General features: G+C 71.2%; 22 protein-coding genes and 1 rRNA gene. 15 read left to right on the forward strand and 8 right to left on the reverse strand.

Going from position 1 to position 23,390, the window contains the following annotated elements; all coding sequences use genetic code 11:
• Both rrf and ACWDY5_RS35975 read left to right on the forward strand, forming a co-directional pair.
• Positions 1–90: ribosomal RNA gene (rrf, locus tag ACWDY5_RS35970) — 5S ribosomal RNA — on the forward strand; the annotation flags it as partial.
• A 223-nt stretch (positions 91–313) separates the two neighbouring features.
• Positions 314–1,909 carry a diguanylate cyclase domain-containing protein gene (locus ACWDY5_RS35975; RefSeq protein WP_449726588.1) on the forward strand — a complete coding sequence of 532 codons (1,596 nt, stop codon included), beginning with the start codon at positions 314–316 and terminating at the stop codon, positions 1,907–1,909.
• 29 nt (positions 1,910–1,938) lie between these two features.
• On the opposite strand, the gene ACWDY5_RS35980 is transcribed toward ACWDY5_RS35975, so the two are convergent.
• Positions 1,939–2,478, reverse strand: coding sequence for a hypothetical protein (locus ACWDY5_RS35980; protein ID WP_449726589.1), 540 nt, complete (start codon positions 2,476–2,478; stop codon positions 1,939–1,941).
• 137 nt (positions 2,479–2,615) lie between these two features.
• On the opposite strand from ACWDY5_RS35980, the gene ACWDY5_RS35985 reads away from it, so the two are divergent.
• The 7 genes from ACWDY5_RS35985 to ACWDY5_RS36015 are packed head-to-tail and all read left to right on the forward strand — an operon-like array spanning position 2,616 to position 9,707.
• A complete protein-coding gene (locus ACWDY5_RS35985; protein ID WP_449726590.1) occupies positions 2,616–4,121 on the forward strand; it encodes an ABC transporter substrate-binding protein in 1,506 nt (501 codons plus the stop codon).
• A gap of 8 nt (positions 4,122–4,129) precedes the next feature.
• Complete coding sequence (locus ACWDY5_RS35990; protein WP_449726591.1) at positions 4,130–5,077, forward strand: ABC transporter permease; 948 nt, start codon at positions 4,130–4,132, stop codon at positions 5,075–5,077.
• Positions 5,074–5,901, forward strand: coding sequence for an ABC transporter permease (locus ACWDY5_RS35995; protein WP_449726592.1), 828 nt, complete (start codon positions 5,074–5,076; stop codon positions 5,899–5,901). Before ACWDY5_RS35990 ends, ACWDY5_RS35995 begins: the two co-directional genes overlap by 4 nt.
• Positions 5,898–6,722 (forward strand): ABC transporter ATP-binding protein, encoded by an 825-nt coding sequence (locus ACWDY5_RS36000; protein ID WP_449726593.1) that lies wholly within the window; start codon positions 5,898–5,900, stop codon positions 6,720–6,722. Before ACWDY5_RS35995 ends, ACWDY5_RS36000 begins: the two co-directional genes overlap by 4 nt.
• A complete protein-coding gene (locus ACWDY5_RS36005) occupies positions 6,715–7,518 on the forward strand; it encodes an ATP-binding cassette domain-containing protein (protein ID WP_449726594.1) in 804 nt (267 codons plus the stop codon). The genes ACWDY5_RS36000 and ACWDY5_RS36005 overlap by 8 nt, the downstream gene beginning before the upstream one ends.
• Positions 7,519–7,530: 12 nt before the next feature.
• Positions 7,531–8,304, forward strand: a complete 774-nt coding sequence (locus ACWDY5_RS36010) for an SDR family NAD(P)-dependent oxidoreductase (protein WP_449726595.1) — start codon at positions 7,531–7,533, stop codon at positions 8,302–8,304.
• A 14-nt stretch (positions 8,305–8,318) separates the two neighbouring features.
• Positions 8,319–9,707 (forward strand): amidase, encoded by a 1,389-nt coding sequence (locus ACWDY5_RS36015; protein WP_449726596.1) that lies wholly within the window; start codon positions 8,319–8,321, stop codon positions 9,705–9,707.
• On the opposite strand, the gene ACWDY5_RS36020 is transcribed toward ACWDY5_RS36015, so the two are convergent.
• Positions 9,704–11,038, reverse strand: a complete 1,335-nt coding sequence (locus tag ACWDY5_RS36020; RefSeq protein WP_449726597.1) for a salicylate synthase — start codon at positions 11,036–11,038, stop codon at positions 9,704–9,706. The two genes, ACWDY5_RS36015 and ACWDY5_RS36020, sit on opposite strands and share 4 nt — an antisense overlap.
• Before the next feature lie 197 nt (positions 11,039–11,235).
• Between ACWDY5_RS36020 and ACWDY5_RS36025 the strand changes: the two genes are divergently transcribed.
• Positions 11,236–12,579 carry a lysine N(6)-hydroxylase/L-ornithine N(5)-oxygenase family protein gene (locus ACWDY5_RS36025; protein ID WP_449726598.1) on the forward strand — a complete coding sequence of 448 codons (1,344 nt, stop codon included), beginning with the start codon at positions 11,236–11,238 and terminating at the stop codon, positions 12,577–12,579.
• A 77-nt stretch (positions 12,580–12,656) separates the two neighbouring features.
• On the opposite strand, the gene ACWDY5_RS36030 is transcribed toward ACWDY5_RS36025, so the two are convergent.
• Together ACWDY5_RS36030 and ACWDY5_RS36035 are read right to left on the reverse strand one after the other, a co-directional pair.
• On the reverse strand, positions 12,657–13,391 hold the full coding sequence (locus ACWDY5_RS36030) for an ABC transporter permease (RefSeq protein WP_449726599.1): 735 nt from the start codon (positions 13,389–13,391) through the stop codon (positions 12,657–12,659).
• Between the two features lie 5 nt (positions 13,392–13,396).
• Entirely contained in the window at positions 13,397–14,290 is an 894-nt protein-coding gene (locus ACWDY5_RS36035; RefSeq protein ID WP_449726600.1) for an ABC transporter ATP-binding protein, read from the reverse strand.
• A 136-nt stretch (positions 14,291–14,426) separates the two neighbouring features.
• Here ACWDY5_RS36035 and ACWDY5_RS36040 point away from each other — a divergent pair, with 136 nt between their 5' ends.
• Genes ACWDY5_RS36040 through ACWDY5_RS36050 form a run of 3 tightly spaced genes read left to right on the forward strand, consistent with a single transcriptional unit; the run spans position 14,427 to position 17,740 of the window.
• The gene (locus ACWDY5_RS36040; RefSeq protein ID WP_449726601.1) at positions 14,427–15,599 is read left to right on the forward strand and encodes a sensor histidine kinase; all 1,173 of its coding nucleotides are present in this window, start codon (positions 14,427–14,429) and stop codon (positions 15,597–15,599) included.
• Entirely contained in the window at positions 15,596–16,201 is a 606-nt protein-coding gene (locus tag ACWDY5_RS36045; protein WP_449726602.1) for a response regulator transcription factor, read from the forward strand. Before ACWDY5_RS36040 ends, ACWDY5_RS36045 begins: the two co-directional genes overlap by 4 nt.
• 51 nt (positions 16,202–16,252) lie before the next feature.
• Positions 16,253–17,740: an amidohydrolase family protein gene (locus ACWDY5_RS36050; RefSeq protein ID WP_449726603.1), complete on the forward strand. Its 1,488-nt coding sequence runs from the start codon at positions 16,253–16,255 to the stop codon at positions 17,738–17,740.
• A 63-nt stretch (positions 17,741–17,803) separates the two neighbouring features.
• Here the strand turns inward: ACWDY5_RS36050 and ACWDY5_RS36055 are convergent, their stop codons facing one another.
• Both ACWDY5_RS36055 and ACWDY5_RS36060 read right to left on the reverse strand, forming a co-directional pair.
• Complete coding sequence (locus ACWDY5_RS36055; RefSeq protein ID WP_449726604.1) at positions 17,804–18,274, reverse strand: hypothetical protein; 471 nt, start codon at positions 18,272–18,274, stop codon at positions 17,804–17,806.
• Positions 18,275–18,399: 125 nt separating this feature from the next.
• Positions 18,400–18,822 carry a winged helix-turn-helix transcriptional regulator gene (locus ACWDY5_RS36060; RefSeq protein ID WP_449726605.1) on the reverse strand — a complete coding sequence of 141 codons (423 nt, stop codon included), beginning with the start codon at positions 18,820–18,822 and terminating at the stop codon, positions 18,400–18,402.
• A 39-nt stretch (positions 18,823–18,861) separates the two neighbouring features.
• Between ACWDY5_RS36060 and ACWDY5_RS36065 the strand changes: the two genes are divergently transcribed.
• Entirely contained in the window at positions 18,862–19,791 is a 930-nt protein-coding gene (locus tag ACWDY5_RS36065) for an NADP-dependent oxidoreductase (RefSeq protein ID WP_449726606.1), read from the forward strand.
• Here ACWDY5_RS36065 and ACWDY5_RS36070 read toward each other — a convergent pair.
• Positions 19,788–20,234, reverse strand: coding sequence for a hypothetical protein (locus ACWDY5_RS36070; protein WP_283664428.1), 447 nt, complete (start codon positions 20,232–20,234; stop codon positions 19,788–19,790). The two genes, ACWDY5_RS36065 and ACWDY5_RS36070, sit on opposite strands and share 4 nt — an antisense overlap.
• A 290-nt stretch (positions 20,235–20,524) precedes the next feature.
• On the opposite strand from ACWDY5_RS36070, the gene ACWDY5_RS36075 reads away from it, so the two are divergent.
• Positions 20,525–22,207, forward strand: coding sequence for a fatty acyl-AMP ligase (locus ACWDY5_RS36075; RefSeq protein ID WP_449726607.1), 1,683 nt, complete (start codon positions 20,525–20,527; stop codon positions 22,205–22,207).
• Here ACWDY5_RS36075 and ACWDY5_RS36080 read toward each other — a convergent pair.
• A complete protein-coding gene (locus tag ACWDY5_RS36080) occupies positions 22,183–23,388 on the reverse strand; it encodes a PucR family transcriptional regulator (protein ID WP_449726608.1) in 1,206 nt (401 codons plus the stop codon). The genes ACWDY5_RS36075 and ACWDY5_RS36080 overlap by 25 nt on opposite strands.
• Positions 23,389–23,390: the final 2 nt, after the last annotated feature.

Below are 23,390 nucleotides of genomic sequence, written 5' to 3' on the forward strand. Positions count from 1 at the left end.
CCCGGTCCCATTCCGAACCCGGAAGCTAAGTCCTCCAGCGCCGATGGTACTGCATGCGTGAGTGTGTGGGAGAGTAGGACGCCGCCGAACTAAATTTGATGAGGCTTCCGGCCCCGTGGGTTCGCCCCGGGGCCGGAAGCTTTTTCACTTTTCCCATTTGTGCATTGAATTTATTGACCGAAATTCGCAGAGTGCATGTTGCACATTGCCGGTCATGGGTGTTCTTGTCACCCGATCAGGTCGACAGTTCTTGCGGGTATTACTACAGTGGTCCGGTCCCTGCATATCCGCGCTTTAGTCGACGGCTGGAGCAATGGCCGCACGAACGTTCCGTGTGCTGACCACGACGGCCCTGGCCGGGCTGGCGCTACTGGTGGTCGTCACCAGCTCGGGGATGCTCTCCTGGTGGGCATCGATGATCACGGACAAGGCGTTCCAGCTGGTGGCGGCGCTGTTCGCGGTGTTCGGATACGCCTGGACCGCACGCGGCCGCACCGGTGTCGGGCGCAGGTGGCGGTGGTGGATGGCCGCGGCCAGTGTCGGCCTGGCATTCGGGCTGGGGGCGCTGACCGTCGGCTCGGTGTTCGGGATGAGCCGGACCATCGCCATTCTCGCCTCGGTCGCCTTTGTCGTGGCGCCATTGCTCTCCATGGCCGGCGTGGTCGAGTTCGCCAGGGGCGAGCATTCCGAGGTGGCCGCGCCGGTGATGAAACGGCGCTACGGCGGCGCGATGCTGCTGGTGGACGCGCTGATCATCCTCGGTTCGCTGTCCTTCCTGGTCTGGGTGGCCTCGGCCATCCCGAGCGGGGCGCCGCGGTCCTGGTTCAACGGCGGGGCCGGGATGATCACGCTGCTGATCCACCCGGCCGCCTACGTGGTGCTGCTCGGTGTGGTGGCCACCCTGTCCCGGGTGCGCCTGCCGGCCCGGCAGCTGCCGGTGGTGTTCCTGAGCATCTCCTTCGCCTGCCAGTCCGCCTCCGGGTGGCTGTTCGCCTACCTGATCTCCAAGGGCACCGGGCACGTGCCGCCGATCGCCGACATCGGCTTCATGGCGGGCACGCTGGTCTTCGCGCTGGCGCCGTGGGCGCCGGTGGAGCAGAAGCCGGGCGCGCGGGAGTCGGTGCGGCTACAGGCCGGGGACTACCTGCACCTGGTGGTGCCGTACGTGCCGCTGGTGATCACCGGCGTGTTCATCGCGATCGGCACCGCACTGGGCATCCAGCTCGGCATCTGGCAGGTCTACCTCGGGCTGTTCTGCGTCGGGCTGATCATGATCCGTCAGCTGCTGACCTCCGCGGACAACATGCGACTGCTCAAGCGCCTGCAGGACAGCCAGCGACAGCTGGAGTACCAGGCCTACCACGACTCGCTCACCGGACTGGCCAACCGGGTCGTCTTCCGGGACCGGCTGGCCAAGGCGATCCACAGCCGGATCGAGGAACACCGGCCGCTGATGCTGCTGTTCATCGACGTGGACGACTTCAAGGCCGTCAATGACAGGTTCGGACATGCCGCGGGTGACGCGGTGCTGCGCGCGGTCGGCGAACGGCTCCGCGGCTGTGTGGTCGCCACCGACACGGTGGCCCGGCTCGGCGGCGACGAGTTCGGCGTGCTGCTCGACGGCACCGAGTACCCGCCGGAGGAAGTCGGCGAGCGGGTGCTGGCCGCGCTGCAGGTGCCGTACGCGATCGCCGGGCAGCAGCACGTGGCCAGGGCGAGCATCGGCGTGGTGTGCCTGACCGTGTTCGAGCACGACCTGACCGCGGACAAGCTGCTCGGCCTGGCCGACGCGGCGATGTACTCGGCGAAGCGGCGCGGCAAGGGCAGGCTCATCGTGCACGGCACCGGGATCGAGGTCACCGCCGCTGAAGGTCGGGGCCAGTCGCGCCCGCTGGGCATCAGCGGCTGAGGGCACCCGCCGGCGGCTGGGCGCGTGGTTCAGCAGCCGCCCAGATTTACCCGGAACGGGTCCAGCGAACCCACCGGCGCGGACTCGCCGAACTGGAGCAGCTCGACCATCCGATGCGACCGGAACGGCTCGCTGACCGGCGGGAACGTCCGGGCGCGGCCGAGCAGCTGCAATGGCGTGGCCGTGCGCAGGCGCAGTGGCCTGCCCGAGCCGGGGGAGCGTTCGATGTCCACCGCGCAGTGCAGGAACAACGCGCTCACGCCGGGGAGCTCGGCGCCGCCGTTGTCGACCAGGCTGGTGGGCGCGGAGTCCGGTTCGGTGCGGGTGATGGTCACCTTGCCCAGCTGCGGGTGGTCGGCCAGCAGGTGGAAGCCCAGCACGCGCAGCCGGGTGCGGCCGTCGACGGCGGGTTCGGCGCGCAGGCGCAGGCCGCCGGAGAGGAACAGGTGCAGGCAGCGGTGGCCGAGTTGCAGGCCGACCCGGGGTGCGAAGGCCAGCAGCGGCACCTCGGCGCCCGGCTTCGGCGGTGCGGACCGCCGGGCGAGCTGTACTGATGCGTTGCCCTCCACGATCAACCTCCCTACCCCAGTACTGACAACGCCTTCTCTGCGCAAGCTAACCCGGGATGACAGATGCCACCGGACTCACTGCGGATTTGCACCCGTTGGGGGCGGCCAACGGTCGGTGAAAGCCGTAGTGTGCCGACATGCGACGATCATCGAGCCGACTGCGCGGTGTCGCGTCGCTTCTCGTCCTCAGCCTCGTTTTCGCCGGTTGCACGGCAGGCAACCTGGCCACCGCGCCAGCCGATCCGAACACCGTCAGCATCGGATTCACCGCTGAGCCGCAGAACTTCGACTTCACCCGAACCGACGGCGCCGCGATCTCGCAGGTGCTGCTCGGCAACGTCTACGAGGGGCTGGTGAAGCGGGACGACAGCGGCCGGATCGTGCCGGGACTGGCCGAGAAGTGGGAGATCAGTCCGGAGGGGACGGTCTACGACTTCTGGCTGCGGCCCAACGTGCGCTTCGCCAACGGGGCGCCGTTCACCGCCGAGGACGTGAAGTTCAGCCTGGAGCGGGTGCGCACCGACTGGGCGGTCTCCCTGAAGTCCACAATGGACGTTCTGAAGCAGGTCGACGTGGTCTCGCCGCTGCACGCCAGGGTGGTGCTGCAGCGGCCGAGCAACGGCTGGCTGTTCGCGATGACCGGGCGGGTCGGCGCCATGTTCAGCCCGACCGGGGTCAACGAGCTGGGCACCCGGCCGGTGGGCACCGGGCCGTACGAGGTGCTCTCCCGGACCAGGGGTGACTCCATCGTGCTGCGGGCCAGGGACGGCTACTGGGGAAAGCGGCCTGCTTACACCACCGTGCAGCTGAAGTACTACCGCGATCCGACCGCGCTGAACAACGCGCTGCTGAGCAACGGCATCGACGTGATCTCCACCGTCGCCGCGCCGGACTCGATCCCGCAGTTCACCCAGGACCGCCGGTTCCGGGTGATCGAGGGCACCACCAACGGCGAGGTCGTGCTCTCCTTCAACAACCGCAGGGCCCCGCTCAACGACGTCCGGGTGCGGCGCGCGCTGACCCACGCGATCGACCGGGCCGCATTGCTGCGTCTGGCCTGGGGCGGCAAGGGCACGCTGATCGGCAGCATGGTGCCGCCGACCGACCCCTGGTACGAGGACCTCACCGGCGTCACCCCCTACGACCCGGACCGGGCGCGGACCCTGCTGCACGAGGCCGGGGTGAGCGGGCTGGACCTGCGGCTGCGCATCCCGAACCTGCCGTACGCGGTCTCCGCCGCCCAGGTGGTGAAGTCCTACCTGGACAAGGTCGGGGTGATGGTGCGGATCGAGCCGGTGGACTTTCCCTCGGTGTGGCTGAAGCAGGTGTTCACCGAGCATGACTTCGACCTGTCCATCGTGCAGCACGTTGAGGCCAGGGACATCGCCAGCTTCGGCAACCCGAAGTACTACTGGGGCTACGACAACCCGGCGGTGGGCCAGCTGCTGACCGTTGCCGACAAGGGCGACGCCGCGGCCCAGGACCGGGCGATGCGGCAGGTCGCGCGGACCATCGCCGAGGACGCCGCGGCCTGCTGGCTGTTCCTGTTCCCGATGCTGATCGTGGCCAGGACCAAGGTCACCGGCCTGCCGCTCAACGAGGTCGGTGAGTCCTTCGACCTGGCCCGGCTGGGCAGGCAGTGACCTCGGGCATGCTGCCGCGGCTGCTCCGGCGCACGACGATCCTGCTGCTCAGCATGGTTGTCGCCTCGGTGGTGGTGTTCGGCTTCCTGGCCGTGCTGCCCGGTGATCCGGCGCAGGTCGCGCTCGGGCTCAACGCCTCGCCGGAGCTGGTGGAGCAGACCAGGCGGGAGTTCGGCACCGACCGGCCGCTGGTCGCCCAGTACCTGGACTGGCTCGGCGGGTTCGTCACCGGCGAGTTCGGCCGTTCCTACGTGACCAGGGAGCCGATCGGGCCGCAACTGGTCGACCGGCTGGGGGTGACGTTGTGGCTGGTCGGGGCCGGGATGCTGGTGGCGCTGCTGATCGCGGTGCCCGCCGGGGTGTACGCGGCGGTGGCGCGGCGGCGGGCCGGTGGGGTCGCGGTGTCCTGGCTGAGCCAGCTCGGGCTGGCGGTGCCGGGGTTCGTCGCGGGCATCCTGCTGGTGCAGCTGTTCGCGGTGCGCTGGCAGCTGCTGCCCGCTGGTGGCTGGACGCCGCCGGTGCGCGATCCGGCCGAGTTCCTGCGCGGGCTGGTGCTGCCCGCGTTGTCGCTGGGCTTGATCCAGGGCGCGGTGCTCACCAGGTATGTGCGCTCGGCGGTGCTGGACGTGTCCACTGAGGACTACCTGCGCACCGCGCGGGCCAAGGGGCACACCAGGTTCAGCGCGCTGCTGCGGCACGGGCTGCGCAACGCGGCGGCGCCGGTGCTGACCGTGCTCGGCCTCCAGCTGACCACGCTGCTGATCGGCGCGGTGGTGGTGGAACGGGTGTTCGTGCTGCCGGGACTGGGCAGCCTGCTGTTGGACGGGGTGGCGGCACGGGACCTGCTGGTGGTGCAGAACGTGGTGATGGTGCTGGTGTGCGCGGTGCTGCTGGTCAACTTCGCGGTGGACGTGCTGTCCACGGTGCTCAACCCACGGCTGCGGCAGGCCACGTGAGCGCCCGCGCCGAACGCTCGGCCAGCCTGTGGGCCGGCACCGTCCTCATTGGACTGGTGCTGGCCGCCGCGCTGCTGTCGCTGGTGTGGACCCCGCACGATCCGCTGCTGGTGGACGCGACGCTGCGGCTGCTCGGGCCGGGTGCGGAGCACTGGCTGGGCACCGACCGGTTCGGCCGGGACGTGGTCAGCCAGCTGATGGTGGGCGCGCAGACCACGCTGCTGATCGGCCTGGTCTCGGTCGGCGCGGCCGCACTGGTCGGCACTCCGCTGGGGGTGCTGGCCGCGCTCGGGCCGCGCTGGCTGGACGAGCTGGTAATGCGGGCCAACGACCTGCTGCTGGCCTTCCCGACCCTGTTGCTGGCCATCATGTTCGGCGCGGTCTTCGGCGCGGACACCGGCACCGCGATGATCGCCATCGGCATCGCCTCGGTGCCCGGCTTCGCCCGGATCGCCAGGGCGGGCACCGCGCAGGTGCGCGGCACCGAGTTCGTGCTGGCCGCGCGGGCGGCCGGGCGCGGGCGGGCCGGGATCGCGGTGCGGCACGTGCTGCCCAACATCGGCGGGCTGGTGATCGTGCAGGGCTCGGTGTCCTTCGCGATCGCGGTGCTGGCCGAGGCCGCGCTGTCCTTCCTGGGTTTTGGCACCCGGCCGCCGACGCCGAGCTGGGGCCGGATGTTGCAGGAGTCGCAGGAGCTGCTCTCGGTGGAGCCGCGGCTGGCGCTGGCGCCGGGGATCGCGATCGCGGTGGCGGTGCTCGGGTTCAACCTGCTCGGCGACGGGCTGCGGGACCGGTTCGACCCCAGGCTGGTGAGCCGCCGATGAGCGTGTTGAGCGTCGATGGGCTGACGGTGTCCACTGTGGACCGGACGCTGGTGCGCGAGGTGTCCTTCACCCTGGCCAGGGGCGAGCGGCTCGGGCTGATCGGCGAGTCCGGTTCCGGTAAGAGCCTGACCGCCTCCGCCGTGCTCGGGCTGCTGCCGGAAGGGGTGTCGGCGAGCGGGTCGGTTCGACTGTCCGGTGTGGACGGTGATCTGCTGCGGCTGCGGGAGCGGGAGCTGGCCAGGGTGCGCGGGCGGCGGCTGGCCATGGTGTTCCAGGAGCCGATGACCGCGCTCAACCCGGCCATGCGGGTCGGCAGGCAGGTCGCGGAGGCGATGACCCTGCACCGCACCAGGGCCAGGCGGGCCGCGCGGGCGGCCGCGGTGGAGCTGCTGGACCAGGTGCGGCTGCCCGATCCGGCGGTCACCGCGCGGGCCTATCCGCACGAGCTCTCCGGCGGGCAGCGGCAGCGGGTGCTGCTGGCGATGGCCCTGGCCAACGATCCGGACGTGCTGATCTGCGACGAGCCGACCACCGCGCTGGACGTCACCGTGCAGGCCAAGCTGCTCGCGCTGATCCGCACGGCCACCGAGGAGCGCGGCACCGCACTGCTGTTCATCACGCACGACCTGGCCGTGGTCGCGGACATGTGCGAGCGGGTGCTGGTCATGCACGGCGGCCGGGTGGTCGACTCCGGCACGCTGCCCGGCCTGTTCACCAGTCCGCGGCACCCTTACACGGCGGGGTTGCTGGCTGCCTCCGACCTGGAGTCGCTGGACGAGCACGGGCGGCTGCGCACGATCCAGTGGGCTGGCAATGAGTGAACCGCTGATCCAGGTCCGCGACCTGCGCCGCACTTATCGGCGCGGGCGGACCTCGCTGCTGCGGCCGGGCGCGGAGATCCCGGCCCTGCACGGCATGTCCTTCGACATCGCGGCGGGTCAGCGTTTCGGCGTGGTCGGCGAGTCCGGTTCCGGCAAGTCGACCCTGGTGCGGCTGCTGGCCGCGCTGGACCGGCCCACCGGGGGCTCGATCCGGTTCCAGGGCAAGGAGGTCACCGGCCTGCCCGAGCGGCGGCTGGGTTTCCTGCGGCGTGAGCTGCAGCTGGTGTTCCAGGACCCGATGGGCTCGCTCAACCCGCGCCTGCGGGTCGGCGAGATCATCAGCGAACCACTGGTGGTGCAGGGGATTCCCGGCCGCGCGGCGCGGGTGGCCGAGCTGCTGGCCGCGGTCGGGCTGCCGGCGGATGCCGCGCGCGGGTATCCGCACCAGTTCTCCGGCGGGCAGCGGCAGCGGATCTCCATCGCGCGGGCGCTCGCGCCAAGGCCCAGTGTGCTCATCGCGGATGAGCCGGTCAGCGCGCTGGACGTGTCGGTGCGGGCGCAGATCCTCAACCTGCTCGACGATCTGGTGCGCCGGTTCGCGCTGACCCTGGTGTTCGTCTCGCACGACCTCGGCGTGGTCCGGCACGTGTGCGACACGGTGGCAGTGCTGCGCAGGGGCGAGCTGGTGGAGCTGGGACCGGTCGAGCAGGTCTACGGCGCACCGCGACAGGAGTACACCCGAGGGCTGATCGCGGCCGCGCCGAACCTGGCGCGCTCGCTGGCCCGCTTCGAGTGAGGAGTGTCCACAGTGGACTATTCGAGCCTGTTCCGGCTGGACGGCAAGACCGCGGTGGTGCTCGGCGCGGGCAGCGGCATCGGCCGCGAGTCCGCGCGGGCGCTGGCCGGGCACGGCGCCGAGGTGGTGTGCGCCGACTTCAACCTGGTCACCGCGCGGGAGACCGCCGAGCTGATCGGCCCCTCGGCCACCGCCCGGCAGGTCGACGTGCTGGACTCCGCCGCGCTGGCCAGTGCGGCGGAGAGCATCGGTGACATCGACATCGTGGTGCTCACCGCGGCCACCAACGTGCGCAAGCGGTTGCTGGACTACAGCCGCGCGGAGTTCGACCGGGTGATCGCGCTCAACCTCACCGCGACCTTCGAGGTGGTGCGGGCCTTCGGCGGGGCCATGGTGAAGCGCGGCCGGGGCAGCATCATCGCCTTCTCCTCCATCCGCGCGGTGACCGTGGAACCCGGCCAGGGCGCCTATGCCGCGACGAAGGCGGGGATGGTGCAGCTGCTGCGGACCGCGGCCGCAGAGTTCGGGCCGTCCGGGGTGCGGGTCAACGCGATCGCGCCGGGCGTGGTGGAGACGCCGCTGACCCAGCAGATCAAGAACAGCCCGGAGTGGTACCAGGCATACGCGGACAAGAACGCCCTCGGCCGGTGGGCGACGCCGCAGGAGCTCGCGGGCGCGGTGGTGTACCTGGCCTCGGAGGCGGCCAGCTACGTCACCGGCTCGGTGCTCAGCGTCGACGGCGGCTGGACCGCCGTGGACGGCCGCTTCGACCCGCCAGCCAGCTGAGAGGAACACCCGGGATGACAACCGAACTGCCCGACCTGACCGCGGTGGAACTGCTCGCGGGCTACGCCTCCGGCGCGGTGTCGCCGGTGGCGGTGACCGAGGCGGTGCTGGCCAGGATCGGGGCCTGGGAGCCGAGTGTCCAGGCCCTCTACGCCCCCGACCCGGCCGGCGCGCTGGCCCAGGCGCGCGAGGCCGAACAGCGCTGGCGGCGCGGTGAGCCGCAGGGCGCGCTGGACGGGGTTCCGGTCACCATCAAGGAGAACATCGCCACCAAGGGCGTGCCGGTGCCGCTGGGCACCGCGGCCACCGAGCTGGCGCCCGCGGCCGAGGACGCGCCGGCCGCGGCCCGGCTGCGCGAGGCGGGGGCGGTGTTGCTGGCCAAGACCACCATGCCGGACTTCGGCATGCTCACCTCCGGCTTGTCCAGCTTCCACCCGCTGACCCGCAACCCGTGGCGGCTGGACCGCAACCCCGGCGGCTCCAGCTCCGGCGCGGCGGCCGCCGCGGCCGCGGGCTACGGGCCGCTGCACGTGGGCACCGACATCGGCGGCTCGATCCGGCTGCCCGCCGGGCTGTGCGGACTGGTCGGGCACAAGCCGAGTTTTGGCCGGGTGCCGGTGGATCCGCCGTTCCCCGGCCGCACTGCGGGCCCGCTGACCCGCACGGTGGCCGATGCGGCGCTGCTGATGTCGGTGCTGGCCCAGCCCGACGACCGCGACTTCACCAGCCTGCCGCCGGCCCAGATTCCGTGGCAGGACTTGGACATCGAGGTCAAGGGCCTGCGGATCGGGTTGCTGGAGGAGGCGGGGGCCGGGCTGCCGGTGGAGCCGGAGGTGCTGACCGCGGTGCGCGCGGCGGCGGCCGCGTTCGAGGCGGCGGGCGCGATCGTCACGCCGGTGCGGCCGTTCCTCACCGACGAGATGCTGGCCGGGCTGAACCGCTTCTGGCGCACCAGGTTCGCCGCCGACCTGGCCGGGCTGCCGAAGGAACGGATCGAGCGGATCCTGCCCTACATCAGGGACTGGGTGTTCGGTGAGTCCGAAGTGGACGGTGTGTCGGTGTACCGGGGCTTCGCCCAGATGGACGTGATGAGCGCGGCGGCCACCAGGACCTTCCGCGAGCTGGACTTCGTGCTCAGCCCGGTGTGCCCGGTGGTCTCCTTCGGCGCGGACCAGGCCTCACCGGTGCACGATCCGGCGAAACCCTTCGAGCACATCGGGTTCACCGTGCCGTTCAACATGTCCGGGCAGCCCTCGGCCTCGGTCAACGCCGGGTACAGCGCGGACGGCCTGCCGATCGGCGTGCAGATCACCGGCAGGCGCTTCGACGACCTCGGCGTGCTGCGGATGGCGCGCGCCTTCGAGCAGCTCCGGCCGGAGCAGCGGCCCTGGCCGACGCTTTAGTTGCCGCGCACCAGGTGCGGGGCGACGCTGCGCAGCTTCTCGCAGGTCTCCTCCAGCTCGCGGTCCGGGTCCGACTGCTCGATGATGCCGGCCCCGGCCCGCAGCCAGGTCTGGCCAGCGCGCTGGAAGACCGTGCGCAGCACCAGCGCCGCGTCCAGGGTGCCGTCGCTGTCGGCGTAGAACACCGCGCCGCTGTAGAGCCCGCGCGGTTCGGCCTCGTGCCGGGCGATGGTCTCGTAGGCCGCGCGCTTGGGCACGCCGGAGGAGGTGACCGCGGGGAACAGCGCGGCGAAGGCTCCCCAGGGGCCCTCGCCCGCGGGCAGCTCGCCGGTCACCGTGGAGGCCAGGTGCTGGGCGCTGCCCCGCTTCTTCACGGACATGAACCCGTGCACCTCGACGCTGCCGGGGCGGCACAGCTCGGCCAGCTCGTCGTGCGCGACCTTCACCGAGATGGCGTGCTCGTAGATCTCCTTGCTGTCCTGCAACAGGTCCGCTTCCAGGCGCTGGTCCTCCTCGGCCGACCCGGTCAGCGCCCTGGTGCCGGCCAGCGGCTGGGTGGTGACCCTGCCGTTGGCGTCCACTTCCAGGACCGTCTCCGGGCTGAACCCGGCCGCGCGGATGTCGCCGAGGTCGAGCAGGAAGGAGCGGGCCGGGGTGTTGCCGCGGCGGCCGACCAGGTAGGTGCCCGCGAGGTCCACCGGCTGCTCGACCGGCACCACTCTGGAGAGGATCACCTTCTGCAGGTGGCCCTGGCGGATCTCCTCGATCGCGCCGGTGACCGCGGCCCGGTACTGGGCGGCGCCTGCTTCGCCGAGCTCCACCGGGACCGGCTGGTAGGCGGGTTCGGTCATCGGCTGGGCGAGCAGGTCGGCGACCTTGCGCAGCAGTGCGGGATCGGTGCCGCGGATGGTCGCCGCGCCCGCGCTGAGCCTGGCCTCGACGGCCGGGATGACCAGGTGGAGCAACGGTTCCTCGCCCACCTGGTCCAGCAGGCCGGCGTGCGCGTAGGCGAACTCGAACCCGGCCCAGCCGTAGGCGCGCCAGCCCGCCAGCGGCACCTCGGCGAGCAGTTCGCCGATGTCCTCCAGCGGGGTGCGCCGCCACGGCTGGCTGCGCCGCAGGCCGCCGGCGACCAGGCTGATCTGGCTGCGGGTGACGGTGATCCGGGCGACCGCGCCGAGGGCGACCGCGAACTCGCCGTCCCGCTCGTAGAGCACGTGCGTCTCGGTCAGTCCCGCCTCGGTCAGCCGGGTGGCGGCGAGCAGCGGATCGGCCACTAGGTCGACCGTGAGCTGCTCGTTGTCCTGTCTGGCTGGCGCTTCGAGCGGCACCGGCTGCCTCCACCACTCAAGATCGGACGGTTCTGGTAGGCAACGCTAACTTAGGTTAGGCTAAACACCTAGTTCGACAGGGCGACTGTGGTCTGCGCGGCATCTGGGCGGTGCGAGCTTGACAGGGGCGCGACTGATTGTTTCGGTAAGCCTAACCTAAGTTTCCAGTGCCGTGGCTCGGCAGTGAAGGGGCAAGTGTGTCGACTGCGACCGAGGAACGAGACATTCCGGTCCTGGACTTCGTGGGCATCGGTTTCGGCCCGTCCAACCTCGCGCTGGCCGTGGCGATGGAGGAGCGCAACCAGCAACAGCCCGACCAGCGGCAGCTGCGCGGCGCGTTCTTCGAGAAGCAGGCCCGCTTCGGCTGGCACCGCGGGATGCTGATCGAGGACACCACGATGCAGGTCTCCTTCCTCAAGGACCTGGTCACCATGCGCAACCCCACCAGCCCGCACAGCTTCCTGTGCTACCTGCAGGACAAGGGCAGGCTGGCCGACTTCATCAACCACAAGATGCTCTTCCCCACCAGGGTCGAGTTCCACGACTACCTGGAGTGGGTGGCCGGCCGGTTCGAGCACCTGGTCTCCTACGACAGCGAGGTGGTCTCGCTGCGCCCGGTGCACGCCGCCGACGGCGCGATCGAGCACTTCGACGTGGTGGTGCGGCAGGGCGGCAGGCTGGTCGAGCACCGGGCCCGCAACCTCGTGCTGGCCGCCGGTCTCCAGCCCAACCTGCCGCCGGAGGTCGTTGTCTCCGAACGGGTCTGGCACAACCAGCAGCTGCTGCACCGCCTTGCGGACCTGCCCGAGTCGGCGGCCAAGCGGTTCATCGTGGTGGGCGCCGGGCAGAGCGCCGCGGAGACCACCGAGTACCTGCACCGGCGCTACGCCGACGCCCAGGTGCACGCGGTGTTCGCCCGCTACGGTTACGCCCCCGCCGACGACAGCGCCTTCGTCAACGGCATCTTCGACCCCGAGGCGGTGGACTACTTCTTCTCCGCCAGCGACGAGGTCAAGCGCATGTTGCTGAACTACCACCGCGGCACCAACTACTCCGCGGTGGACATAGACCTCATCGACCAGCTCTACGCCAGGGTCTACCAGGAGAAGGTCCGGGGTGTGCACCGCATGCACATCCACAAGATCTCCCGGATGGCCGAGGTGCACGCCACGCCGAACGGGGTGCGCGCGGTGCTGCGCTTCCTGCCCACCGGCGAGCTCAGCGTGATCGAGGCCGACGTGCTGGTCTACGCCACCGGCTACCGCCCGGTCGACCCGCTGTCGCTGCTCGGTGAGCTGGGCGAGCACTGCCACCGGGACGAGCGCGGCGAGCTGCGCGTGGACCGGGACTACCGGGTGTCCACACAGGACGGTGTGCGGGCCGGGATCTACCTGCAGGGCGCCACCGAGAGCAGCCACGGCATCACCTCTACGCTGCTGTCCAACACGGCGGTCCGGGTGGGCGAGATCCTGGACTCGATCTTGCTGGCCACCGAACGTCCCACCGCGTCCCTGGTGACGGACCAGGCCGTGCCCGCCTGAGCAGAGGTCCTGAAGCAACGGGCAACGCCCGTGCGCCTGAGCTGTCCCAGGCGCACGGGCGTTGTCGCGTCTACTTCCTAGCGTGGTTCCCACTTGTAGAACTTCGCGGTGATGATCCCCAGCACCACCGCGGACAGCGCGATCCCGGCCGGCAGGACCAGGGGCAGCTCGGTCAGCTGGATGCCCGCCGTGCCGCCGCCCCAGCCCTTGGCCAGCATGTCGGTGGGGCCGTTGAGCGGCATCAGCATGCCCAGGGTGCGGGCCAGGTCGGAGTCGGAGAAGGTGGCGATCATGCCGCCCAGTGCGGCGACCAGCACCGGCATCGCGGTGATCTGGGTGACCTCCACGCTACTGCTGAAGCTCGCGGTAGCGGCACCCGCCAGCACCGCGACCGCGGTGCCCAGCAGGATGCCGCCCAGGGCCAGCAGCGGGTTCTCCGGCAGCGGGGCGCCGATGGCCAGGCAGAAGCCCAGGTACACCGCCATCTGCGCCAGGGTGATCACGATCAGCGGAGTGATCATGCCGGCCACCAGTGCGGAGTCGGTGATCTCGGCGGTGCGCATCCGCTTGAGCACCAGGGACTGGCGGCGGGCGGTGAACACCGTGGTGCTCACCAGGAAGGTGGACACCAGCAGCACGATCATGAAGGCGTGCGCGAAGATCGAACCCCAGCCGGCCGCGTTGTCCGGGCGGTCGTTGGAGTAGGCCACCGCGCACATCGCCACCGGCACCCCCAGCACCGATGCCGCGTTGATCTTCTTGCGCAGCACCAACTTCAGCTCGGTCAGGCCGAGCAGCACAGCGGCACGCATGCCGGTCATCCCTTCTCGGAGGTGGCCAGGAACACCTCGTGCAGCGAGGCGGGGCTGGCGTTGAGGTTCTCCAGTGTCAGCCGGTGCTGCCGGGCCCAGACCAGCAGCGTGGTGAGGTCTTCTTGCAGGGCAAGGGTTTCCACCCGCAGCCGGGAGAGGTCCACGGTGGCCGTTCCGTTCAGCTGGGGCAGGGCGGGGGCGCCGGGCGGCAGGTCGGCGACGATGCTGGCCGGCCGGCCGGAGAGCACCTCGTGCAGCGTGCCGGAGATCTGCGCGACCCCGCTGTGCATGATGGTCACCTGGTCGGCCAGCGCCTCGGCCTCCTCCAGGTAGTGCGTGGTCAGCAGGATGGTGCTGCCGCGCTCCTTCAGCTCGCCGACCCGGCTCCACAGCCGCTGCCGCGACTCCGGGTCCAGGCCGGTGGTCGGCTCGTCCAGCACCACCAGCTCGGGCGCGCCCCAGGTGGAGATGGCGAAGTCCAGCCGCCGCCGCTCGCCGCCGGAGAGCTTGACCACCTGGATGTCCGCCCGGTGGCTCAGGTCCACTCTGGACAGTGCGGTGGCCACCTCATCGGTGCGGCTGGACAGCTTCTGCCACAGCCGCAGCGTCTCGGCCACGGTCAGCTCCTCGACCAGGCCCGCGTTCTGCAGCATGATGCCGACCCTGGGCTGCACCTGGTAGCGGTCGGCGTGCGGGTCGAGGCCGAGCACCCGGACCCGGCCCTGCGCCGGGCGGCGGAAGCCCTCGACGACCTCCAGCGTGGTGGTCTTGCCCGCCCCGTTCGTCCCGAGCAGGGCGAAGGTCTCTCCTTTGCGCACGGTGAAGCTGATCCCGCGCACCGCGGCGAACTCGCCGTAGCGGTAGTGGAGGTCCTCGACCTCGATCACGTTGCCGTTCATGGCGACAAAGCTAGGCAGCCGGGGGCCGCGCGGGCAGTGTGCGCTGTCAGGGGGTGGGGTGACGGGTGTCGTGCCAGGGCATGACAGGTGTCATCAGCGCTGCTCGGCGGGCCGGTGGCGCTGCTAGTTTCTGGGTGTGAAGGGCAGTCGGGCACAGGAGCCGGAGTCCGCCGCGCTGGGGCACCTGCGGCGGCACAGCCGGGACTCGCTGTACAGCGTCGCGTTCCTCGCGGTGATCTTCCCGCCGGTGGCCGCGCTCAACGGCGGTCCAGGGGGCACGGTCGAGCTGGTGGTGCTCGGGGTGGGCTGGGCGGTGTTCAACGCGGTGTTCCTGCCCGGCGCGCTGAGCGTGCTGCGCGACCCGTGGCGGGTCCGGCCGCTGCGCACCGGGGTGCCGCTGCTGGTGCTCGGGGTGGCGCTCACCGTGCTGGCCGCGCTCTGGCTGAGTTCCGGCGTGCTGTGGGCGGTGCTGCCCGGCCTGGCCGCGGCCGAGCTGCTGGCCAACCGTCCGACCCGGTTGATCTGGCCGGTGATCGTGGCGGTGGTGCTGGTCACCGCGGGGCTGGTGCTGCTGGTCAGCCAGGCCAACGCGGTGCCGGAGATGGTCCGGGAGGCCGTGCTCGCGGGGGTGGTGATCGGCACCACCAGCTATATGCAGGAGACCTCGGTGCGGCTGTGGCGGTCCAGTCTGGAACTGGACAACGCCCGTCAGGAGGCCGCCGAGCTGGCCACCACCAGGGAGCGGTTGCGGCTGTCCCAGGACCTGCACGACATCCTCGGCCACGCGCTGGAGGTCGTCTCGCTGAAGAGTGAGCTGGCCGCTCGGCTGTCCACTGTGGACCCTGGACGGGCGCATGCCGAGATGGTGGAGGTGCAGGAGCTGGCGCGTGGTGCGTTGCAGGACGTGCGCACGCTGGCGCACGCGCAGCGGACCACGGACCTGGTGGCGGAGCTGGCCGGGGCGCGGAAGCTGTTGGCCTCGGCGGAGATCCGGTGCGAGGTGGATGCGCGGCCGGAGGAGCTGCCCGGTCCGCAACGGGAGCTGTTCGGCTGGGTGCTGCGGGAGGCGGTGACCAACCTGCTGCGGCACGCCGACGCCAGCCGGTGCTGGATCACCCTTGGCGCGCAAGGGGAGTCGGTGGTGCTGACGGTGGGCAACGACGGCGTGCTGGCGGCGGGGGAGTGGGGGTCGGGGCTGTCCGGGCTGGCCGAGCGGATCGCCGGCGGTGGGGGTTCGTTCGCGGCGGCGGCGCGGGACGGGGAGTTCGTGGTGACCGCGAGCCTGCCGAAGGTGGAGGTGGCCGGGTGATCAGGGTGCTGCTGGTCGACGACGAACGGCTGACCCGGCAGGCGGTGGCCGCGCTGCTCGGGCTGGAACCGGATCTGACCGTGGTCGCGGATGTCTCCGACGGGTTGCAGGGGATGGCGGCGGTGGCCGAGCACCGGCCCGATGTGGTGGTGCTGGACGTGGAGATGCCGGGGCTGGACGGGCCCGCGGTGGCGGCGCGGCTGGCCCGGGAGTTCCCGAAGGTGCGGGTGGTGATGCTGACCCGGCACGCTCGGCCGGGCGTGTTGCGGCAGGCGTTGTCGTTGGGGGCCAAGGGGTTCCTGGCCAAGAACGCGCCCGCCTCACTGCTGGCCGAGGTGATCCGGCGGGTGCACGCGGGGTTGCGGTATGTGGATCCGGAGTTCGCGGCGGACGCGCTGGCGGAGGCGGACTGTCCGCTGACCGAGCGGGAGCTGGATGTGTTGCGGCAGGTGCACGACACCGCGACGGCGGCGGAGATCGCGGCCGCGGTGCACCTGTCGGCTGGCACGGTGCGCAACTACGTGTCCTCGGCGATGGCCAAGCTCGGGGCGCGGACGAGGGCGGAGGCGGCGCGGATCGCGCGGGACCACGGGTGGCTGTGATGTGGGTTCTGGCTTGAACTTGACGTTACGTCATGGTGCAGCGTTGCGGGCATGAGCGAGTTGGGCACGAGCCGCCGGGAGTTCCTCGGGTGGCTGAGTGGGGTCGGGGCGGCCGCGGTTGCCGGGAGCTGGTTGGGTACTGGGGCCGCGGCCGCTGATTCCGTTGCGGTGACCGTGTTGCGGGGCGTGACGGTGGTGGACACCTCGGGAGCTCCGGTGCGGCGGAACGCCACGATGGTGTTGGGGGCGGATCGGATTCTTGCCGTGGGCGGGTGGGATCTGCCGGTTCCGGCGGGGGCCCGGGTGCTGGACCTGGCGGGGAAGTACGTGATTCCTGGGTTGTGGGACATGCACATGCACGGGGCCTACTTCGAGAAGATCACGTTGCCGTTGTGCCTGGTGAACGGAGTGGTGGGACTGCGGGAGATGTGGGGGTTCCCGCAGCACCACGATCTTCGGCGGCGGATTGAGGCCGGGGAGGTCTTTGGGCCTCGGTTGGTCATCGGGAGTGTGATCATCGATGGGCCGGACTCAGTGCTGCCGGGGGCGTCGATCGTGCGGACTCCGGGGGAGGCGCGGGCGGCTGTGCGGGCTGCGGTTGACGGGGGCGCTGACTTCGTGAAGGTGTATCCGTTCCTGGGGCGGGAGTTGCTGCGGGCTGTCGCGGATGAGTGCCGGGTCCTGGGGATTCCGTTTGCCGGGCACGCTTCCGACCATGTGCCGATGGCGGAGTCTAGTGAACTGGGGCAGCGGACGTTTGAGCACATGTTCGGGTTGAGCCTGGCGACGAGCACGCGGGAGGCGGAGTTTCGGCGGCGGATCGCGGCCCTGCCGTTGGATCCGGCGGACTCGTTCGCCTGGTTCAAGGCGGTGCGGGAGATCGAGCGGGAGGCGGTGGCGTCACACTCGCCAGTGAAGGCTCGGGTGCTGGCAGAGTTGTTGCGGCGCAACGGATCTTGGCAGTCGCCTACGTTGCGGGCGATGCTGGTGTACTCCTCGCCCGCGGAGGAGTTCGCGGGGGATCCGCGGATGAAGTACCTGCCGCCGATGTACAAGGAGTACTGGGCGAACTCGTTGAAGCGGTGGGTGCCGGTGACCGCGGAGGAGGTTCGGCAGCAGCGGGAGTACTTCGCGGCGCGGATGCGGATGGTGGCGGCTCAGCATCGGTACGGGGTGGGGACGTTGCTGGGGACGGACTCGGGGAATCCCTATGTGTTTCCTGGGTTTTCGGTGCATGAGGAGTTGGAGCTGCTGGTGCGGGCGGGGTTGACTCCTATGGAGGCGTTGCGGGCTGGCAGCCGGGATGTGGCTCGGTTCCTGGGGATGCCGGCGGGGGCTGGGACGCTGGGGGTTGGGCAGCGGGCGGATGTCGTTGTGGTGGAGGGGGATCCGTTGGCGGATATCAGGAACACGCAGCGGATCTGTGTGGTGGTTGCCCGGGGGCGGGTGATCACTGCTGCGGATCGAGTGCGGATGTTGGCTGAGGTGGAGAAGGCCGCGTTGGAGCCCTTGGGGGCTGCGGTGGCCGGGTGTTGCTAGTGTCCTGAGTCGGGTGGCAGGGCCGACGTTTCTCGAGCCCTGGTCGGTCTGCCCGGCGGTGCCTCAAGGGCGCTGGCGCACGGCGCCGTCGGCCGCGACGATCACCCCGGCCTGCGGTTGGCCGCCGCCGCAGTGCGCACCGGCCGGGAAGATCTCCTTCGGCGTGAGCTGGACGTCCTGCTCCACCAGCACGACGCCCGCGGCGTCGGTGAGCCGGACGCTGAGCCGCATCGGCTCCAGCTTCAGCCCCGCCTGGTCGAGGAAGCCGTTCTTCGCCCCGGTGCGGACCAGCTGGGCCGAACAAGCTTGCTCCGGTTGCCCGCTCGGGCAGGTGGACGGCACGGCCGCGGTGGACTCGTCCAGCACCACGTCCTTGCCGTCCAGCGTGGCCTTGGCGACCTTGGCGGCCAGCGGCGCCTCGATCTCCAGACCGATACCCGCCCGGGCGGCCATAGCCGGACAGGCGAAGCTGCCCGGACCGCCACAGCCGGTGAGCACGGCAAGCCCGGCCAGTGCCAGTAGCAACCTCCGCATACCAACCAGACGGTGTGAGCAGCTCACCTGGTTGCACGCGCCGTGTTGGCCGTTGGCGGGGTCGATCTGCCGGCCGGTCGGTCGCTGACCTTTGTCCATTGTGGACAGTCTGGTACGTGGCATGGCTAGACGACGGGCCGTGTGGGTTCTGCGGCTCGTTCGTCGAAGGCTTGGCGGGCGGTGACCACCTGCGGGAGGTTGGCGGTGGACCAGGCTCGGACGGCTGCCAGTGGCGCTGCGGCCGAGCGGCCCAGTTCGGTCAGCTCGTAGTCGACTCGTAGCGGGACGGTGGGGTAGACGGTGCGGGTTACCAGGCCGTCGCGTTCCAGGGTGCGGAGGGTTTGGGTGAGCATCTTCTGGCTGACGCCCTCCAGTTTCTGTCTCAGCTGGCCGAAGCGGCGGGGGCCGTCTTCCAGGGCGCCGATGGTCAGGGCGGTCCACTTGTCGGCGAGCATGTCCAGTAGGTCGCGGCAGGGGCATTCGCGGGAGTAGACGTCCCGCACCCCCTCCTCGGGGACCCAGTCCGGGTCAACCTGCATACTTCCCATAAGAGACTTGGTACCACATGGAGTGATGGGGAGAAAACGATGCGTGCGGTGCTGGTACGGGAGCCGGGCGGGCCTGAGGTGCTCGAACTGACCGAGGTCGAGCGGCCGGAGCCCGCGGCTACCGAGGTGCTGGTGCGGGTGCGGGCAGCCGGGGTCAACCCGGTGGACTGGAAGGTGCGGGCCAGCGGGGACCTGCGCGGGGCGCGGGCGACGGCGGTTGGCTGGGATGTCGCGGGTGTGGTGGAAGCCGTGGCGCCTGGGGTGACCCGGTTCCGGGTGGGGGATGAGGTGCTGGGGATGCCGTACTTCCCGCACACGGCGACCGCCTACGCCGACTACGTCACCGCACCTGCTCGGCACCTGGTGCGCAAGCCCGCTGGGCTGGACTTCTTCCAGGCCGCCGGGTTGCCGCTGGCGGGGCTGACCGCGTGGCAGGCGTTGGTGGACACGGCGGATGTGCAGCCGGGGCAGCGGGTGCTGGTGCACGCGGCGGCCGGCGGGGTTGGGCATCTGGCAGTGCAGATCGCCAAGGCGCGGGGGGCCTATGTGCTGGGCACCGCGAGTGCGGGCAAGCACGAGTTCCTGCGGTCGCTCGGGGTGGACGAGCCGGTGGACTACACGGCCGGGCCGTTCGAGGAGGCGGTGTCCAAGGTGGATGTGGTGGTGGACGCGCTCGGGCCGGAGACCAGTCTTCGGTCGCTGGAGCTGCTCGGCGCCGGTGGGTACCTGGTGTCGGTGTTGTGGGGCGTGGATGAGCAGGTGGCCGCCGAGGCTGGACGGCGCGGGGTCCGGGCGGACAACGTGATGGTCGAGCCGGACCACCTCGGGCTGGGGGAGCTGGCCGCGCTGGCGGACGCCGGGCAGTTGACCGTGCACGTGGACAAGGTGTTCCCGCTGGCCGAGGCCGGTGCGGCGCACGCCTACGGCGAGGCGGGCCGCACCAGCGGGAAGATCGTGCTGGCCGTCTAACCCTCGCGGTGCTCGGTGATCGGGGAGGGCACCATCGCCTCGGTCACCGCGTGGCCCATCCGGCGTAAGGCGGCCTCGATGGCCAGCCGGATGGAGCCGTTCATCGGCAGCAGCGGCAGCCAGGGCTGCGCGTTCCACTCCGGGCCGCGCAGTCCTGGGCTGACCGTCACGCTGGCCAGCTCGTCGTTGGGTAGCAACAACTCCAGCCGCGCCTGCCGGACCACCACCTCGGCGCTGTGCTCCGCTCGTGGCGGTGGCACCGGCTCGTACTGGGCGGCCACCAGCCACTCCAGGTCATCGCTGATCCGCTGCACGGCCTCGGCGATGCCGATCAACAGCTCCGCCCTGCGGTGCGGACAGGTCTCCTCGGTCGCCTGGGACAGCTGCCCGGCCACCTCGGTGAGGGCCACTGCGGCCTCGGACTCGGTTCGGCACTCCACCATGTCGTGATCAACGGCGCGCGCCCCGGAAAGTCGCGGCTTCCAATCGTTGTCACCCGATTGTGTAAGCCGACTTGTCACCTGGGTCACAAATTTCTCAGCGGGCGGGACTGAGCCGCGTTTGGGCTCGGCTTAATATCATCGGAGTTCACCTCCTGGGTATTGACAGTCTTCCTCGTTGATAAATAGCGTCCAGCTCCGGGGAAGTCGGAGGAGAAAACATTGTGATCGGGTCTTTTCGTGCTGCCTCACTAATTCCGCAACAGCTCTTCCATAAGCTGGACCAGGGCGGATTGTCCCTGCCGGACAACCTCAACCGCTGGGCGGCCGGGTTCGGGGACCAGCCGGCGCTGAGTTTCCTCGACCACCACGGGCCGCGGCCCGTCGGCGAGGCCAGCGTGCTCACCTGGGCCGAGCTGGACCGCAGGGTCAGCGCGGTCGCCGCCTGGATCCAGCGCCGCGCCTGCCGTGGCCAGCGGGCCGCGATCCTGGCCCCGCACGGGCCGGACTACGTGATCGCGTTCCTGGCCGCGCTGCGCGCCGGGATCATCGCCGTGCCGCTGTTCCCGCCCGGGCATCCGGGTTCGGTGACCAGGCTGGCCGCGATGTTCGCCGACTGCGGCCCGCGCCTGGTGCTGACCACCCGCGCCCAGCTGGCCGTGGTGGACGCCTTCCTGGAGGGCCATGGCCTGCGCAAACCCGAGGTGGTCGCGGTGGACGCGCTGCCCGATGCCATCGGCGCGGAGGTCGAACCGGCCTGGCACACCGGTGACGACGTGGCCTACCTGCAATACCCGCCCACCTGGACCGGCTCGCCCTGCGCGGTGCAGGTGACCTTCCGCAACGCGGTGGACAACGCGCTCACCCTGGTCGAGTCCATCGGCGCGCTGCCCGGCCAGTCGCCCTCGGTCAGCTGGCTGCCGCTGCACCACGCCGAGGGCCTGCTGCTCGGGGTGATCGCCCCGGTCGCGGTGCGCGCCCGCGCGGTGCTGATGGACCCGGCCGCGTTCCTGCTCAAGCCCGAGCGCTGGCTGCGCGCGCTCACCGCCAACCCCGGTGCGGTCAGCGCCGCGCCGGACTTCGCCTACGCCTACTGCGCCACCCGGATCGGCGCCCAGGAGAAGGCGCTGCTGCGGCTGGACCACGTGCGCGCGCTGTTCGTCGACGGGGCGGGCGCGCAGGCGGAGACGCTGACCAAGTTCCTGGCCGCCTTCGCCGAATGCGGGCTGCGGCCCGAGGCGGTGCGCTGCGGATACGGACCGGTCGGCGCGGCCGCCCTGGTGTCGGTGACCTCCGCCGCGCCCCGGCGCACCGCGTTCGACCGGGCCCTGCTGCGCCGGGGCCGGGCCACGCCCTGCGCGCAGGAGTCACCCGATGCGCTGACCCTGCTCTCCAGCGGAACTCCGACGCGGCACCGGGTGCGGATAGTGGCTGCGGACAACGGGCGGACGCTGCCGGATGGCTCGGTCGGCGAGGTGTGGGTCTCCGGCTCGCTCGGGCCTGGTTTCTGGGGCCGCCGGAAGCCGGGGGAGCGGCCCTTCGGCAACCGGCTGGAGGACGCCGCCGGGCCCGCGCACGGCTGGCTGCGCACCGGGGACCTCGGCGTGGTCGACGACGGCGAGCTGTACGTGCTCGGCCGGGTCGCCGACCTGCTGACCGTGCGCGACCGCCAGCACTACCCGCAGGACGTGGAGGCCACCGCGGCCGGCGCGCACTCGGCGCTGCGCGCGCACCAGCTGGCCGTGTTCACCGTGCGCGAGTTCGACCGGGTGCTCACCGTGCTGGTCGCCGAGCGGATCAGGGAGTGCTCGACCCAGCAGGTGGTCGGCCAGGTGCGCCGCGCGGTGACCGCCCGGCACAGCCTGGTGCTTGACCGGATGGTGCTGGTGGACGCCGGCCGCCTGCCGCGCACCCCCGATGGCGCGATCTGCCGCGCCACCACCCGCGAGCGCTACCTGACCGGCGGGTTCGACTGACGGAGCCGGGCGGCCCGCAGCACGAGCTCCAGCTCGAAGCGGGCCGCCGGGTCGGTCAGCGCCTCGCCGAAGAGGTTCTCCAGCTGATGCATCCGGTAGCGCACGGTCTGCGGGTGGATGCCCAGCCTGGCGGCCACCTCCGGCGCGCCGCTGCGGGTCTCCAGCCAGGCCAGCAGGGTCTCGGTGAGCCGCTCCCGCTGGCGCGGGGTCAGCTCGGCCAGCGGGGCCAGCACCCGGCGGGTCAGCTCGTCCAGCAGGAACTGCTCGTGCAGCAGCCACAGCGTGGCCAGGTGGTCCGCGCAGTGCTGCACCTCGGCGGCGGGCAGCGTGCCCGCGCGCATCAGCTGCAGCGCGTGCCTGGCCCAGCGCAGTGACTGGGCGGCGTCGGGCAGCTCCACGGTGGGGCCGACCGCGACCAGCCAGTCCTGCAGCGGCCGGTCCAGCAGCCGCTCCTGGTCCGCGCCGGCCGGGATGAGCAGGCAGGGGGCGCTGCCCTCGAAGTCGACCAGGATGGCCCGGTCCAGCCGGGGCTCGGCCCGGTGCGGGCGGTCCGGGCGCGGTTCCAGGGCCACCGCGCAGACCCGGTCCGGCAGTTCCCACTCCGCGGCCGCGGCCAGCTCGATCACCAGGTGCCGCGGGTTCGGCGGGTCGGCCAGCAGCACCTCCAGCAGGCGACGGCGGCGGCGCTCGCGGGCGCCGGTGGCCCGCTGCTGCGCGGACACGTAGCCCTCCACCGACAGCGCGGCCAGCTCGTCGATGTGCGCGAACACCGCCTCGCCGAGCAGCCGCATGGTGTCCACCGACAGGTGCACCCGCTCACCGAAGTCGGTCAGCCTGCGCCAGGCGATCCGCGCGCCCAGCCGGTAGGCCTGCTGCAGGGTGTCCAGGCTGCGGCCCTCGTGGAACTCGCCGCGGCCCAGCCGCCGGTACATCTCCGCCCGCTTCGGGTGCGCCGCGGCCGGGTCGGCCACCCGGTCCACGAACTGCATCAGCGCGTGCTCGATCCCGTCGCTGATGATCTGCCCGAACGCCTCGTCCAGCGGCCGGGAGTACTCGGGTATACCGCGTTGGATCTCGCCGAGTATCTGGTTCGCCACATCCGGCACCTCGGCCCGCATCAGCGGCGCGAGATCGCGGGAGAGGCCTTTCCACGGGTCGACGCCCGTGCGCAGCTGGTTCACGC

Source organism: Crossiella sp. NPDC003009, assembly GCF_053591555.1.

Coding starts and splice junctions, on each gene's coding strand:
- ACWDY5_RS36055 (WP_449726604.1), bottom strand. CDS start 18,274: ATGCGGAGGTTGCTACTGGCACTGGCCGGGCTTGCCGTGCTCACCGGC.
- ACWDY5_RS36005 (WP_449726594.1), top strand. CDS start 6,715: ATGAGTGAACCGCTGATCCAGGTCCGCGACCTGCGCCGCACTTATCGG.
- ACWDY5_RS36000 (WP_449726593.1), top strand. CDS start 5,898: ATGAGCGTGTTGAGCGTCGATGGGCTGACGGTGTCCACTGTGGACCGG.
- ACWDY5_RS36015 (WP_449726596.1), top strand. CDS start 8,319: ATGACAACCGAACTGCCCGACCTGACCGCGGTGGAACTGCTCGCGGGC.
- ACWDY5_RS35985 (WP_449726590.1), top strand. CDS start 2,616: ATGCGACGATCATCGAGCCGACTGCGCGGTGTCGCGTCGCTTCTCGTC.
- ACWDY5_RS36060 (WP_449726605.1), bottom strand. CDS start 18,822: ATGGGAAGTATGCAGGTTGACCCGGACTGGGTCCCCGAGGAGGGGGTG.
- ACWDY5_RS36030 (WP_449726599.1), bottom strand. CDS start 13,391: ATGCGTGCCGCTGTGCTGCTCGGCCTGACCGAGCTGAAGTTGGTGCTG.
- ACWDY5_RS36050 (WP_449726603.1), top strand. CDS start 16,253: ATGAGCGAGTTGGGCACGAGCCGCCGGGAGTTCCTCGGGTGGCTGAGT.
- ACWDY5_RS36070 (WP_283664428.1), bottom strand. CDS start 20,234: ATGGTGGAGTGCCGAACCGAGTCCGAGGCCGCAGTGGCCCTCACCGAG.
- ACWDY5_RS35990 (WP_449726591.1), top strand. CDS start 4,130: ATGCTGCCGCGGCTGCTCCGGCGCACGACGATCCTGCTGCTCAGCATG.
- ACWDY5_RS36035 (WP_449726600.1), bottom strand. CDS start 14,290: ATGAACGGCAACGTGATCGAGGTCGAGGACCTCCACTACCGCTACGGC.
- ACWDY5_RS35975 (WP_449726588.1), top strand. CDS start 314: ATGGCCGCACGAACGTTCCGTGTGCTGACCACGACGGCCCTGGCCGGG.
- ACWDY5_RS36065 (WP_449726606.1), top strand. CDS start 18,862: ATGCGTGCGGTGCTGGTACGGGAGCCGGGCGGGCCTGAGGTGCTCGAA.